9 protein-coding genes are annotated in these 14,105 nt (G+C 61.1%); 2 read left to right on the top strand and 7 right to left on the bottom strand.

The annotated features are described in order from the left end of the window. Positions 1 to 4 precede the first annotated feature (4 nt). From LDN82_RS11130 to LDN82_RS11100, 7 genes are all read right to left on the bottom strand, one after another. Positions 5 to 1,765 (bottom strand): DUF5605 domain-containing protein, encoded by a 1,761-nt coding sequence (locus LDN82_RS11130; RefSeq protein ID WP_224167423.1) that lies wholly within the window; start codon positions 1,763 to 1,765, stop codon positions 5 to 7. Positions 1,766 to 1,775: 10 nt separating this feature from the next. Beyond that, positions 1,776 to 3,287, bottom strand: a complete 1,512-nt coding sequence (locus LDN82_RS11125; RefSeq protein WP_224167421.1) for a glycoside hydrolase family 43 protein — start codon at positions 3,285 to 3,287, stop codon at positions 1,776 to 1,778. Continuing rightward, the gene (locus LDN82_RS11120; RefSeq protein ID WP_224167419.1) at positions 3,284 to 6,103 is read right to left on the bottom strand and encodes a family 78 glycoside hydrolase catalytic domain; all 2,820 of its coding nucleotides are present in this window, start codon (positions 6,101 to 6,103) and stop codon (positions 3,284 to 3,286) included. Before LDN82_RS11120 ends, LDN82_RS11125 begins: the two co-directional genes overlap by 4 nt. Before the next feature lie 70 nt (positions 6,104 to 6,173). Beyond that, a complete protein-coding gene (locus LDN82_RS11115; RefSeq protein WP_224167417.1) occupies positions 6,174 to 7,031 on the bottom strand; it encodes an ATP-binding cassette domain-containing protein in 858 nt (285 codons plus the stop codon). A gap of 2 nt (positions 7,032 to 7,033) precedes the next feature. Further along, complete coding sequence (locus tag LDN82_RS11110) at positions 7,034 to 8,776, bottom strand: dipeptide/oligopeptide/nickel ABC transporter permease/ATP-binding protein (RefSeq protein WP_224167416.1); 1,743 nt, start codon at positions 8,774 to 8,776, stop codon at positions 7,034 to 7,036. Positions 8,777 to 8,790: 14 nt separating this feature from the next. After that, positions 8,791 to 9,729 carry an ABC transporter permease gene (locus tag LDN82_RS11105; protein WP_224167518.1) on the bottom strand — a complete coding sequence of 313 codons (939 nt, stop codon included), beginning with the start codon at positions 9,727 to 9,729 and terminating at the stop codon, positions 8,791 to 8,793. A gap of 30 nt (positions 9,730 to 9,759) precedes the next feature. After that, entirely contained in the window at positions 9,760 to 11,166 is a 1,407-nt protein-coding gene (locus LDN82_RS11100; RefSeq protein WP_224167415.1) for an ABC transporter substrate-binding protein, read from the bottom strand. 441 nt (positions 11,167 to 11,607) lie between these two features. Here LDN82_RS11100 and LDN82_RS11095 point away from each other — a divergent pair, with 441 nt between their 5' ends. Next, entirely contained in the window at positions 11,608 to 12,681 is a 1,074-nt protein-coding gene (locus LDN82_RS11095; RefSeq protein ID WP_224167414.1) for a LacI family DNA-binding transcriptional regulator, read from the top strand. A gap of 122 nt (positions 12,682 to 12,803) precedes the next feature. After that, positions 12,804 to 13,868 carry a LacI family DNA-binding transcriptional regulator gene (locus LDN82_RS11090; RefSeq protein WP_224167413.1) on the top strand — a complete coding sequence of 355 codons (1,065 nt, stop codon included), beginning with the start codon at positions 12,804 to 12,806 and terminating at the stop codon, positions 13,866 to 13,868. Positions 13,869 to 14,105: the final 237 nt, after the last annotated feature.

The following is a 14,105-nucleotide window of genomic DNA, read 5'->3' as shown; positions in this document are numbered from 1 at the left end:
TAGGTCAGTTGGTTGTGCTCGTAGCCCGACGGACCCGAATCGCCATGTATTCGCGGCCGGGCAACTGGACGATGACGCGGCCTTCAAACGGTTCCGGCAGCGTCGTTATCGTCATGTTCCACGTATCGATCACGTCCACATGCCAGGAAGCGCCGGGCGGAACCAGGACCGAGCGGAAACGTGGCCGCCCGATCCCCAGGTATATGACGCGGTGGTCCTGGTCGCCTCCGGTGCGGGAGTCCCAGTCTCCGGGGAGCGGATCCCATCGAGCGCTGGGCGCCTCCGCCACCAGCCGCCGGAGGAAACCGATTCGTTCGGGTGATTCACCCTTGAGGCTGCCCCCCTTGGCCCACCAAATGACGTCATCTGCGTCCAGGTACGTCTCCCCGTGAGTGACGTATCCGCCGCGGACTGCGCCTTCCCAGCAGCGACGGACCAATTCCTGGGGGCTGATGTTGCCCCAACCTTCGGCGACATCACCTTCATAGCCAACTTCATCGATGACTGCGGGCTTCCCCCATCGTTGGCGCCATATGTCGGTGTTCTCGGCGGACAGGTAATTGTCCGTGCGTTGGATGCTGCAGTGGGTCACCCATGGCCGGGAGTAGTCGTAGAAGGAAGCTCCGTTATGTATGGAGAGCAGGTGGCCGGCATGGTCTTCCTGCCCTACGATTGCGGCAAACCGCTCCCAGTCCTGCTCGTTCTTGGTTTGCATGAAGTCGTATTCATTGGCCAGGGACCACCAGACATTGCGGGTGGCGCCAAGCCTGCGAACGATGTAGCGCAGGTAGAGGTCATCAGCCCAGGCCGGCATGGCGGAGAACCCCCATCTGTCATAGGGGTGGAAGAGGATCAGGTCCGCTTCTATCCCCAGTGCTAGGAGACCCTCAATCCGCTGTTCGAGGTTGCGGAAAAAGGCGGGGTTGAACCTGCTGAAGTCCCAGCTGCCGTCAGGATTCTTCTCAAAGGCGAAGCTTTCGGGCTCATTCGCGTTGTAGGAGTACGACTTTGGGAACACGCACATGCGGATCTTCGTAAAGGGGCTTCCGGCCAGGGTGCGCAGTGTCCGTTCCTGCAATTCGGTGCTTTGGTTGGTCCAGGCATAGGCGGTGGTCCCGAAAGGCAGGTAGGGTGTCCCGTCGGCGTATGCGAAGTGGAAGGTGTCACGAATACCTACAGGACCAGGGTTGCCTTCCTCTGGCGCCGCGGCCTCAACTGCGCCTGTGGCTCCGTGGAGTTCGTCGGCATTTGAAGTCACCGTGAATTGCCAAGTGCCGGCCCGTGGTGGCATAAACCGGATACGGTACGTGCCTTCGCCGTCGTAAAAGCCGCCTACGCGCACTGCTTCGCTGCCGGAGCGGAAAGTCGCTTCGAGTTCAACGTCCGTGAAGGGATTCCCGGTTGATGGGCCTGCCAGCACAACTTCGGCCACGCCCCACTGTTGGGAAGGGATCGCCGGACACTTGGCCGAAGTGTGCGCATGCTCGCTGGCTTTCCTGTCTCCCGAGGTGGCAGGCTTCGGGGCATCGGCAGTTGCAATCGTGGGGGACGATTCGACGGCGGCCATATCCTTCCAAAGTGCCGCAAGGTCCGGTGACTGCTCCCCTACCCCGCGTGCCCAGTGCGATACCTCGTCCAGGGTGGCCAGAGGCGTTAGGGACCAGTCATTCCACGTCGCGAATCCGGGAAAGTGCAGCTCCAGAACCCGGGAAGCCGCAGGGTCTGCCAGGATGTCCCTGAGCAAAGCATTCTTCGTGAAAGGCATGTAAGTTTTCCTAGGTTTGTGGGGTGTAGCTGACCGACAGGACGGTCCCGGGGCCTTGCGCGCCTTGGAGGGCCAACATGCGCCCGGTAAATCCGGAGGCGACTTCCGTGGACAGATGGCGCCCATCCAGGCGGCCGAGCTGGACGGTTCCCGTGTGCCCAACGACAGAGAGTACAACGTCATCCGGCCCGCCGTGGCCCAACGGGACTGTCGGAGATTGAGCAGGGACGCTTTCAATGTGCACGATGGTGCTTGAATCAGCAGGGCATGATCCGAGGTCGAACGTTAGTCCGCCGATACGGGCCCACGCCCGTACGACGTCGGATCGGACGGTGATCCCGTAACAGTACCTGTCGTCGATTCGCAGCATGAAGCTGCCCTGCCCCTCGATCGTCGCTTCGGCCCTCCAACTCAAATCCTTCACACGGGTGCAGAGCATTCCCGGAGATCCGTCCCGCATGGGTAGAAGCGTTATGCCACCCCCAGGGTTGCGCTGGGTGACGCTGTCCGGCTCCCCCGCCGGTACTACCCACCGGGGGTTCAGGTCCGGGCCGGAAAAGTCGTCCGAAAATGCTGTGTCTACCGAGGGGACGTGAAACCGGTCCTCATCGAACACCGGCCACCCGTCGACCCAGTCGATGCCCGCAATAAAGGTTTCACGGCCCAGAACATGGAATCCAGGCGTGGACCCCTTGGGACGGACACCAAGGTAAACGGCCGCCCATTCGCCGTCGGGTGTTTGGACCAGGTCAGCGTGACCGACGTTCTGGACGGGGTGGATGGAACTGCGGTGGGTGAAGACCGGGTTGCTGGGACAGGGTTCGAACGGACCCGCTGGATGTGTGCTGCGGGCAGCGGTCACGCAGTGACCGCGTTCGGTGCCGCCCTCCGCCAGCAGGAGGTACCAATACTCGCCGATACGGTACAGATGGGGCGCCTCCACGGCGCCCATTCCACTGCCCTGCCAGATCGGATATGGAGCATCGCGAAGCATGCCGGTGCTGGTATCAAGGCGGGCTTGCAGGATACCGATTTCACCTTCGGTGAAGTTCATGGCCTTCCAGCTCAGGTAGCAATCGCCGCTGTCGTCCCAGCACAGATCCGGGTCGATGCCGATGGCGTCCCCGATGAACACCGGCTCGCTCCATGGACCAGCCGGGTCGGTTGCCCGGACCAGCACCTGGCCGGCCCCGTAATCACTGACATTGGTGGTAATGAACCAAAAGGTCCCATCATGCTCCCGAAGCGTGGAACCATAAATCCCGGTCGACGGTAGCGGGTTCCCCAGTCTGAATTGGGTCCGCCGGTCCAAGACATGGCCGATCTGTGTCCACGTCACCAGATCAGTGCTGTGGAAGATGGGTGCGCCCGGGAAGTACTCGAAGCTGGACGTCGACAGGTAGTAGTCCGGGCCTGCCCTGCAGATTGTAGGGTCAGGGTAAAAGCCGGAAAGGATCGGCTGAATGGCAGAATTCGCCGTCTGCTCCCCGCCTGCGGGCACGTGCGTTGAGGTCGCTGTCATGCCTGGGAGCCTTTCAGGATTTGGGCTACTTTTTCCCGCAGAGAAACGTTCCGGTTGATCCAGGGTTCGGGAACCAAGGCGTATCCCAGATTGCCGACAGGCTCGTCCAGATACCTGGCGAGTTTGTCAGCGGTCTGGGCTTCACCCTGGGGGGCAATGCCGGTTTCGACGGCGGCGTCCACCACGGCTGACCAGGTGAGGGGTTGACGATCCAACAGTTCGCGGATGGTCAGGGCGTTGCCTTCCCCGGTGTCCGGAGTGGGATCGGAAACGGTCCATGTGTGGGTGCCATGCGAAACCACTTCGGGTTCGCTGGTGCCGGGGACGTGAACGGCGGCGGTGGTGCCGACTGGTACGGTGACGTCGAGGGTCAGCTTCCCCCCTTCGCGCTGCCACTGAACCGAAGCTTCACCATACGGGGTCAGGTGCCGTGCAGATGCCTGGGTGAGGGCCGCCGTCGGGCGTGGTTGGACTGTGATCTTTCGGTACCCGGGCGCCGCAGGTGCCAGGCCGGCGACGGTCCGGTGCAGCCAGTCCGCCACAGCCCCCAGGGCGTAATGGTTGAATGAGGTCATACCGCCAGGGTTGACGCTGCCATCCGGTCGCAGGCTATCCCATCGCTCCCAGACAGTAGTGGCACCCATCGTGACAGGGTAAAGCCAGGAGGGGCACCCCGTTTGGAGGAGCAGACGGTAGGCGACGTCCACTTCACCGGCGGCGGTCAGCGCATCACAAACGAGCGGCGTGCCGACGAAACCGGTACTGATGCGGAAACCGCTGACGCGAACCAGGTCCGCGAGCCGGCGCCCCGCCTCCTGACGCTGGTCCTCGCTGGGCAGAAGCGCCCACTCGAGAGCCATTGCATACGCCGTTTGGGTGTCGGAAAGAATCCGGCCGGACGGGGTCACATAGGAGCGGGCAAACGCGGCGCGCACCTCTTCAGAGAGCTTGTGATAGGTTGCGGCGTCCTCATCGTGGCCGAGTACGGCGGCGGTATACGCCAGAACCTCCGCAGAACGCGCCAGATGCGCGGTAGCGACGACGTCGGGGTCCGTTTTGGCCCTGGCAGCGTCTTCGGGCGGAGCGCTGGGGTCGAGCCAGTCACCGTATTGGAAACCACCTGTCCACAACATGTCGTCACCGGCCAGTGAGGCCACCTTGGCGACATATTTGCATGCGCTTGGATATTGCTGTTCCAGGATCTGGCGGTTGCCGGTCCTTTGGTACAAAGTCCACGGGATGAGTACAGCTGCATCTCCCCAGGCAGCTGCGGGGGTGTTCGTGAAGTCCGAGTGGATGACGTCCGGGACCACGTGGGGTACCGAACCGTCGGGAAGCTGCTCGGCGGCCAGGTCGCGGAGCCAGGAACCAAGGAACCCGCCGATGTCGTAAAGGAATGAGGCTGTAGGAGCGAAAATCTGGATGTCTCCGGTCCAGCCGAGCCTCTCGTCGCGCTGGGGGCAGTCCGTTGGCACATCGACAAAGTTCCCGCGGATGCTCCAGTTAACATTCTCGTGGAACCGGTTCAGCAGTTCGTCCGAGGATGAGAACCAGCCGATACGCTTTAGGTCCGAACCGATGACGACCGCTTCAATGTCTTCAGCCTTCAGGTCCGGAACGCCAGTGACCTCGGCATAGCGGAAGCCGTGAAGCGTCAAGGACGGTTCCAGGGTTTCTTCCGGGGCCCCGGCCACTATGAAGGTGTCAGTAGCCTTCGCCGACCGCAACGGCTCCGTGCAGAGCTCATTGTTTTCAAGAACTTCGGCGTGCTGGATGACCACTTCGCTGCCCCCCGGAAGACCGTGGGTCCGAAGCCTGACCCAGCCGACGAGGTTCTGCCCAAAGTCGACCAGTGTCTTCCCGGCAGGCGAAGTGAAGACAGACACCGCCGGGAGCACCTCGATCGGGCGTATAGCCGGGCCTTCCGGGGCGACGAGCCGTGAATGATCCGCGGGAATGACTTCTACCGCGCTGGAGGCAGACGCGGTGACGCCGGCCATCTCGCGCAGGTCGGTGCTCTGGCCGTCGTAAAGGTCGTCGGCAACAATGTGGCTGTTGCGGGCGGTCCAGGAATCGTCGGACAGGAGAACATGGACGGCGCCGTCCGCCGTCGTGACTTCAAGTTGTGCCAAGACGGCCAGGCGGTCTCCGTAGATGGCGCGCTTGTTTTCGAAGCCCAGTCGACCACGGTACCAGCCGTTGCCCAGCAGCATGTCCAGGTGGTTCGGGCCCTGCCGCAGCAGCGACGTGACGTCATACGTTTGGTAGCGAAGACGGTTCTCGTAGGAAGTCCAGCCCGGAGCCAGCACCGTGTCGTCGACGCGCTGGCCGTTAACAGTCGGGACGTAGATGCCGTGGGCTGTGGCGTAGAGACGGGCTTTGACGATGTCCGCAGGCAGGTCCAAAATGCCGGAAAGGATGGGGGCCGGCATGGCGGGTGCACCTATATCCGCGGGGCTGACGAAATCGGCTGCCCAGTCTGATGCGTTGAGAAGACCGGCTTCGACCGTCGAGGCTTCGCTCCAGTCACTCCAATTCCCACCATCGGTGACACGGACCCGCACGGCGGCGGACTCCCTGGACTTCAGCTCCGGCGCAGGCCACGGGACCAGCACCTGCTCGTTGCTTTCGACACGGTAGACCTCAGTTGCTTCACCGCGGGTCACCTCGACTTCGTAGGCGATCTGCGTGTATCCGGCATCGGCGACTGGCACGAACCATGAGAGTCGCGGTGTTCCGGTACCCAGCCCAATAACGGGTGAAGTTTCGGTACGTTGATCAAAGCGAAGGCCTTGGGGAGCGGCAACGTGTGCCATGAGTGTCTCCAGACGGTGTTGTATCGGGTGCCGGCCTTGTCAGGAAGGGGCGGCTGGTTAAGCGTGAGGGTCAGAGCTGGGCGGGGGCGCCCCGGGGAGTTTCCGCGGCCTTCTCGGCGGCGAGGAACTGCAAGCGGGCGGCTCGGCGTTCTCGTTGCTTTTTCGGGTCTGCCACAGGCGCTGCCATCTGAAGTCGGCGGGTGTAGTCGTGGCGTGGAGCACGGGCTACCTGATCGGCTTCCCCGATTTCAACCACCGAGCCTTGATACAGCACGGCGATACGGTCGCTGATGGAATTCACAACGCCCAGGTCGTGGCTGATGAACAAGTACGCGACCCCGGTTTGTTCCTGGAGTTCCTTGAAAAGTGTCAGAACACGGGCCTGAGTGGTAACGTCCAGTGCGCTGGTCGGCTCGTCGCAGATGATGACCGACGGATCCAAAGCCAGCGCACGCGCGATGGCGATGCGCTGACGCTGTCCACCGGAGAACTCCTTCGGGTAACGGCTGCCCGAATCGCTGGGCAAGCCAACAGAGTCGAGCAGCTCCCTCACGCGCTGGCGGCCTCCGGACGCACCAGCGGCGGCCATCGGCTCCACCAGGATGTCTTCGACCGTCATTGACGGATTCAACGATGAGTAGGGGTCTTGGAAGACCACCTGGATGCCTCGCGCCACCTTCCGACGCTGAGAACGGGAAATGTTGCTGATGGTGTCACCACGGAACCTAATGGAACCTTCCGTAACGGGTGCGAGTCCAAGGATGGCCCGGCCGATGGTTGTCTTGCCTGACCCGGATTCACCTACCAGGCTCAGGGTCTCGCCCGCCTTCAGTTCCAGGCTGACATTGTCGATAACCTTCTTGGAAAGCCCGTGGCGCCCGGTATAGGTCACGACGAGGTTTTCGACTTGGAGTATGGGAGTAGTCACCTTTACGCCTCCATCAGTTCGACGCTGCGGGACGATTCCAGCAGCGCCTTCGTGTAATCCTGCTCCGGGTCGCTGAACAGGGATTCGACGTCGTTTCGTTCCACAATCCGGCCGTTCTTCATGACACTGACCGTGTCGCAGAGGTCTGCGACGACGCCCAGATTGTGGGTGACAAGGATCATGGCCAAACCGCGTTCGGTGCTGAGCTCGCGCAGGAGTTCAAGTACCTCAGCCTGCACCGTGACGTCCAGTGCGGTGGTTGGTTCATCGGCAACGATCAGGTCCGGGTCCCCGGCAACGGCACCACAGATCAGGACGCGCTGGGCCATACCTCCGGATATTTCGTGCGGGTATAAGCGCATTACGTTTTCAGGGTTGCGGATGCCGACCCGTGTCAGCAGTGCGATCAGTTGTTCTTTGGCTTCTTTGTCGCTGATCTTTTTGACGGCCCGGAGACCGTAGACGAGCTGTGCGCCGATGGTGAAGGAGGGGTCCAGGTTGGACATGGGCTCCTGGGGAATGTAGCCAATGCGCCGGCCTCGCGCATTCTTGAGTGCTTTGTCATCCGCCAACAGGTCTTCGCCATCGAGATAGATGCTGCCGCCGAGAATGAGGGCTTCCTTGGGCAGGATGCCCAGCGTTGAGAAGGCCATCTGGGATTTTCCGGATCCGGATTCCCCAACGAGACCGTGGATTTCGCCACGGCGGACGTCCAGGTCGACGCCGTGCACGACTGTGCGGACACGGTTGGGACCGTCAGGATAACCGACCTTCAAGCCGCGGATGGACAGGAGCGCCTCATCGGATCCTGAGGAAGCGGACGTTGTCCGCGCATTCTGGGCGTCAGTGAGCAATGCCCGTCGGCGTGACCGCTTCAACGTCTTGTTGTGAGCCGAGGACTGGAGTACGTCTCGGAGCACGTTCCCCAGAAGGACCAGGGCAAGAATGGTGAGGCTGATCAACAGCGCCGGCCAGAGCACTCCGAACCGGTTGTTGTAAATGTTGCTGTTCGCGTTCTGCAGGATGCCGCCCCACGACGGCTGTTCCGGATCGCCGAGTCCAAGAAACTCGACACCGGCCTGGATGGCAATACCGGCCGCGGCGACGAAGGAGCTCTGAATAACGACTGGGGCCCGTACGGCCCAGAGGACGTGCCGGCCAATGATGCGCTGGTCCGAAAGGCCGACCACTTTTGCTGCATCAATGTACAACTCCGTCCTGACGCCAAGAACCACCGAGCGGACCAAACGGTAGTAGGTCGGGGCGACCAGGACACCGAAGACTGCCATGGCGACCATCACGTTGGGCCCTGTTAGCGCGAAAAGCGCAATCAGCAGGACGATGCTTGGCAGGGACATGATGAGGTCCGTGACGAAACCGGCAACGGCTTCGAACTTGCCTCGGTAGAACCCTGCGAGGAGACCGGTGGTGACACCGAACAGGACCGCGATCACGAGCACCAACAATGACCCAAGAAGGGTGCCATTGGTACCCCACATGAGCTGTGACAGGATGTCGCGACCGGCGCGGTCGGCACCGAACAGATGCCCTTCCGAGAATGGTTGGGCGTTCACTGAGTTGAGGTTCGCCTCGTTGGGCTGGAAGGGAGCCAGCCAGGGGCTGAGGACCCCGAAAAGTATCACCAGCACGAGGAACACGATGCAGATCATGCCCTGTGGGTTTGTCAACAGGCGCCGCAGTACGGATCGGCCTGCTGCGGGGACCTCGGCTTCAGTCTCAATCATGCTTGCTTCGGCGCTCATCGGGTCCTCGCTTTCGGGTTCAAGACGGAGTTGGCAAGATCGCCAAGGAAATTCACGCTCAACACGATGATGATCGTCACCACGACGGTTCCCATCACCATGGGAACGTCACCTTGCTGGGCCGACTGGTTGGCCATTTGCCCCATTCCGGGAAGTGCCATGACCTGTTCAACGAAGATTGCACCGCCGAGCAGCCCCAAGGTCTGGAGACTGAGGACCGTCAAGCCTGGACCGCCGGCATTCCGGAGCACATGTCTGAAAATCACGTGCGACTCCTTAAGCCCACGGGCCCGCAGGGTACGGACAAAATCCTTGGAGAGCGCGTCCAGGACAGCTCCGCGGAACTGGCTGGCAGCGCTGGCCACTGAGCCGATGAGCAGGGCTACGACTGGCAAGGTGACCGAGAGAATCCATCCGCTGAAGCTGCGGTCAGGGGAAACGTACCCTGTGGCCGGGAAAAGCCGGATGGATATGGCAAACATGAAAACCAGGGCGATAGCGATGATGAACGGCGGAACGGCGGCACCCAGAACAGCGACGAACTGGAGAACCTTATCCAGCCAGCCGCCGTAGACGGCCGCTGCCACGCCCAGGAGGACGCTAAGAATTAGGGTAAGGATCAAGGTAAGGATGACCAGGGTCAGGGTCACCGGCACCCTCGTCGAAAGAGCCGAGGTCACGGTTTGTCCCGTGAAGAACGACTCGCCGAGGTTGCCGGTGACCGCATTGACCAGCCAATCGCCGAACTGCACAAACAACGGACGATCGAGGCCCAGGTTGACCACTTTGCGTTGAACATCAGCCTCTGTGGCCTGGTAGCCCAGGATTGCCCTGGCAATTCCCGTTCCGTTGCCGAACATGAGACAGAACGTTGCAAAGCTGACAAGGAGAAGTATGGCCGCGGAGCGGAGAAGGCTTTTGAGTAGGGATAACATCATTGTGGTCGCTGGGTCTCTTGTGTTCGGTTACTTGAAGTCGCGCAGGAGCGGGTGCAGACCGGAGAAGTCGCTTGATTCCTGGACGTCAACCTTGGGGTTGGATGCGTAGAAACGGTCCATGTAGGCCATCGGAACGAACCAGGCCTGCTCGGTTACGTACTTGTTCAGGTCCTGCTGGGCCTGCTTGCGTTCGGTATCGGATCCGGACAGGACCGTGGCCCAGAGCGCGTCAACGTTGGCGTCCGGCTGGTGGGAGACGTTCCAGATGCCGTCCTTGAGGACGTAGTCACTGATGTCCTGCAGGGATTCACCGTAGTTGCCCAGCTGCCACAGCGGCACGGGGAACTTTCCGCTGAGAAGTTCGGCAATGGCGTTCGGTCCGGACAGGGCAACCTGCTCCACCTTGATGTTGATCTGGGCCAGCTGCTGGGTGATGTACGGCATCAGCGTTTCGTGATTCTGCCCGGTCATGGTCGGAATCTGCAAGGTGAATCCGTCAGCGTATCCGGCCTTTTCCATCAGCTTCTTGGCTTCGTCGACATTGAAGGGGTACGGGTCCTTCATGTCCGGGATATAGGCATCGCTCCCTTCACGGAAGATCTGAAACGCCGGCGACGCATGCCCCTGGTACAGCTTCTCGGACATGGCATTACGGTCAAAGACCATGTTCATGGCCTTACGGACGTCGAGGTTGCCCAGGGCCGGGATCTTCTCGCCGAGGTGGTCGGTGATCAGCAGGCGCGTGGTGCTGCTGCCCTTCAGCGTCTGGATGTTCTCACCTGCACCCTTTGCTTCCTCAAGGGTGGCCGAGGACACCATCGTGCCGTCGATCTGCTCCGTCTTCAGGGCGTTGACCGCTGCTGTCTCGTCTTCCAGAACCTTCAGGACAAGCTTCTTGTACGGGAAGCGGCTGCTGTCCCAGAACGAGTCGTTCTTGGTGAATGTGTAGACGGAGCCTCGGGTGGTGTTGGCAACATCCAGGACATAGGGACCGGAACCGACCGGTACATCAAACTTCTTGCCTTGGATGGATGCGGGGGTGGCAATCTTGGACTCGCACATGCGCAGGGCAAGCAGCGGATTCGGAGCCGGCCAGGAAATGGCTACAGTCTGGGTGTCGGGGGTCGTGACGGTGATTCCGGCCCAACGGCTGGAAGCTCCACCAGCGGTGGCGTAGTACTCAGCGTTGGTCTTCACCGCAGCAGCATCGACAGGCGTGCCGTCCGAGAACTTCACGCCCTCGCGCAGGTGGAGGGTAGCCGTCTTCTGATCGGCGCTGAACTCCCACTTGTCGGCCAGCGATGCCTCCGGTTTACCCGTCTTGTCGCACCGCAGCAGGGAATCCCATACCGCGTCGGCGCTCCACCCCTGGTAGCTGGGCTGAACACCCGGGTCCCAGCCCTGAATGTCAGCCGTCATACCGAGAGTCAGCATTTCTTTGCTGCTTGAACTTCCGCTCGTATCGCCTGTCTGGCCACCGCTCGTGCAGCCTGTCAAGGCTACGAGCCCAACGGCCAAGGGGGCCGCAAGGGCGACTAGGGCACGTCGTCGTGTGCGTCGCATGAAATAACTCCTTTGTTGTTGAGGGCAGGAACGCTGCCAGCAACGGCCGCCAAATTCTCCAGTCGATGACGTGGACCGCAAGGGCGTGCAACGTTGTCCATAAGAACACTAAGCCAAGAGTCTCAACACCGTCAAGGGACTTTTGTTGCTCAGCTCACAGGAGGCCCTGCAAAGTGCGGAAGTGCTGGGATTCTGCGTTCTTTTGTTTATCGTCCTCGCTTCGTCCAACCCGGAAGTTTTGGCATGTCTAGTGCAACGTTGTCCAGCGCGATACACTGAGCTAGCCATGAACTCAGACAGAAGGGGTCGACGGTGACACCCAAACGAACCACATCTACGGAAAAACCGCGCCGGGCAACTCTTCAGGACGTTGCCAGTGAAGCAGGCGTGTCGTTCTCTGCGGTGTCCAAGGTCATCCGGGGTGCCTCCGGAGTAAGCCCGCAAATGCGGGAGCGTGTCACAGCGGCAATCGAAAAGCTCGGTTACCGTCCGCACGCCGGCGCCAGGGCAATGCGCGGAAAATCGTACACGATCGGGGTGATGATCGTGGAGATGAGTTCGCCATTCCAGCCCGAAGTGGTTCAGGGAATTACCGACGCACTTGAAGGTACGCCATACCAAGAGGTACTCATCGCTGGTGGCTTATCACCCTCACGTCAGAAGCGAAGCATAGAAGCCTTGATGGACCGGCAGGTCGACGGTCTTATTCTTGTCGCTCCCTGGATGGAAGCTGCGTGGCTGGAGGAGCTTGGCGCCAAGATCCCGACCGTAGTTGTGGCAAGGCATGGCACGGCCAGTAATTTTGACACCGTCGTAGACGACGAGTATCAGGGCGCCCGCCTGATGGTTGACCACTTGGTCGCCCTCGGCCATGAGCGGATCGTCCATACCAGCATGCCCTCTGGCGGGCTTGAGCCCTTCGTTTTGTCGCATACCGCCCGTAGATACGGCTACGAGCAAGCCATGACACGCCATGGACTTGTCCCGGAGATCGTTGAAACTGCCTATTCGGAAATCGGCGGATACGACGCTGCAATACAGGTTTTGTCCGGGGATGAACGGCCGACGGCAATTTTCGCGGGAGCGGACATCGCTGCCCTCGGCGTCCTCCGTGCTGCCGAGGAGCTAGGACTCCGCGTTCCTGAAGACCTAACCGTTGCCGGCTACGACAATATTTACGTCTCTGCCATCGGCCGGATCTCATTGACCACAGTGGACCAGTCAGGCCAGCTCACGGGAGCCAACAGCACACGCTTATTGCTTGAACGTATTGGCGGCCGAACCCAACCGGCGCACTATGTCATTGCACCCCAGTTGGTGCCCCGCCATACCAGCGCCGCGCCCGGGCACGTTGGACAACCCGCGTCGGTTTCGATCAACCAGTAAGCAGCCACGGGATAAGGCTTGACGGACATGATGCTGAGCTCTCGCCGCACACCCACGCTGGTTCTGCGCAAATTCAATTCCCAATCAGGGTGAATCACCGCTCGTACAAGGACAAAATGGCGATGACCGCAGAAACGATTCCGCCAACAGCCGGATCCTCAGCCGCCCCCAAATCGCGGCAGCCGACCCTATATGACGTGGCAATGTTGGCCGGTGTGTCACATCAAACCGTCTCTCGATACCTCAAAGGCGGGAGCTCACTTCGACCTGCCACGGCTGAGCGCGTCGCAAAAGCTCTCTCCCAGCTCAACTACAGCCCAAACCTCGCCGCCCGCGCTCTCCGTTCCCGCGAACCCTACACGATCTATTTCATCGTTCCGGAACCCTCCATCCAGGTCCCACCCAGAATGCTCAACAGCGCCAAAGCCGCTGCCCAGGCCAATGGGTATCGCGTGGAGATCGTTATATTGGATCCATATAAAGAGAACAGGGAATCACAGTTCCACCGATTGTTTTCACTCGACGATGTCGCCGGAGTCCTCTCCTTCGCACCTCTGCCGCGGTCCATCTCCGACCGGTCCTTTGCCCAGCCGCCGTTGGTGGTTGCCGGCGACTGTGACGACAATTTGCGGCTACCGGGAACGCTCGTCGACGGCGCACCTGTTGCCGCCATCGTGCGTCACCTTGCCTCTCTGGGTCACTCGAACTTCGTCCACGTTGCTGGCCCAACTGACTGGACGGCGGCCCGTAGTCGCGCGGCCGTCTTCTCCCAGACCATCATTGAACTGGGCTTGACCTCGCACGGCATCGAGGCCGGCGACTGGTCCGTGGCCTCCGGTTACACGGCCGGCCAACGAATCGCAGTTCATAAACACGTCACAGCCGTTGTGGCCGCCAACGATCAGATGGCAATTGGCGTGATCAGGGCCCTCCACGATAGCCGTCTCAAAGTCCCCGATGACGTCAGCGTCATCGGCTGGGGCGACGTAGAGGAATCTTCCTTCCTTGTCCCCTCACTTTCGACGGTTCGTATGGACCTGGAAGCCTTGGGCGCCAGGAGCATGATGAAGCTCATCGGACGAACCCGCAACGCGCCCGGGCCGGAATTACCCGCACTCGCTGACTCCCGGATCTTACTGCGCGAATCCGTTGGACCTGCACGGAAGCGGGCACCGCAGGTGGCCTAGCACTCTCACGGGCGCAGTCCGCCCGGCCGGTGACTGCGGTACACGCGCTAAGCCAAAAGACGGCTCCTGGCCATACCCGAGAATGTCATCACTCCCCTGCCCGACGAGACCCTGGCATCGCCGAAAGGCAGCCGAATGCTGCGAATCGACGGACTCGACACCAACTTCTTCTGCAGGACCGGCTCAGCGATCCGGAATCGCCCATTACCTGGCGTCCGCGGAAGGAAGCGCCGGCTC

This window comes from Arthrobacter sp. StoSoilA2 (assembly GCF_019977195.1).
Lineage (GTDB): Bacteria > Actinomycetota > Actinomycetes > Actinomycetales > Micrococcaceae > Arthrobacter.
Note: the sequence above shows the minus strand (reverse complement) of the source record. Positions and strands in the feature narration are given on the sequence as shown.

Coding starts and splice junctions, on each gene's coding strand:
- LDN82_RS11110 (WP_224167416.1), bottom strand. CDS start 8,776: ATGATTGAGACTGAAGCCGAGGTCCCCGCAGCAGGCCGATCCGTACTG.
- LDN82_RS11105 (WP_224167518.1), bottom strand. CDS start 9,729: ATGTTATCCCTACTCAAAAGCCTTCTCCGCTCCGCGGCCATACTTCTC.
- LDN82_RS11100 (WP_224167415.1), bottom strand. CDS start 11,166: ATGCTGACTCTCGGTATGACGGCTGACATTCAGGGCTGGGACCCGGGT.
- LDN82_RS11125 (WP_224167421.1), bottom strand. CDS start 3,287: ATGACAGCGACCTCAACGCACGTGCCCGCAGGCGGGGAGCAGACGGCG.
- LDN82_RS11130 (WP_224167423.1), bottom strand. CDS start 1,765: ATGCCTTTCACGAAGAATGCTTTGCTCAGGGACATCCTGGCAGACCCT.
- LDN82_RS11120 (WP_224167419.1), bottom strand. CDS start 6,103: ATGGCACACGTTGCCGCTCCCCAAGGCCTTCGCTTTGATCAACGTACC.
- LDN82_RS11090 (WP_224167413.1), top strand. CDS start 12,804: ATGACCGCAGAAACGATTCCGCCAACAGCCGGATCCTCAGCCGCCCCC.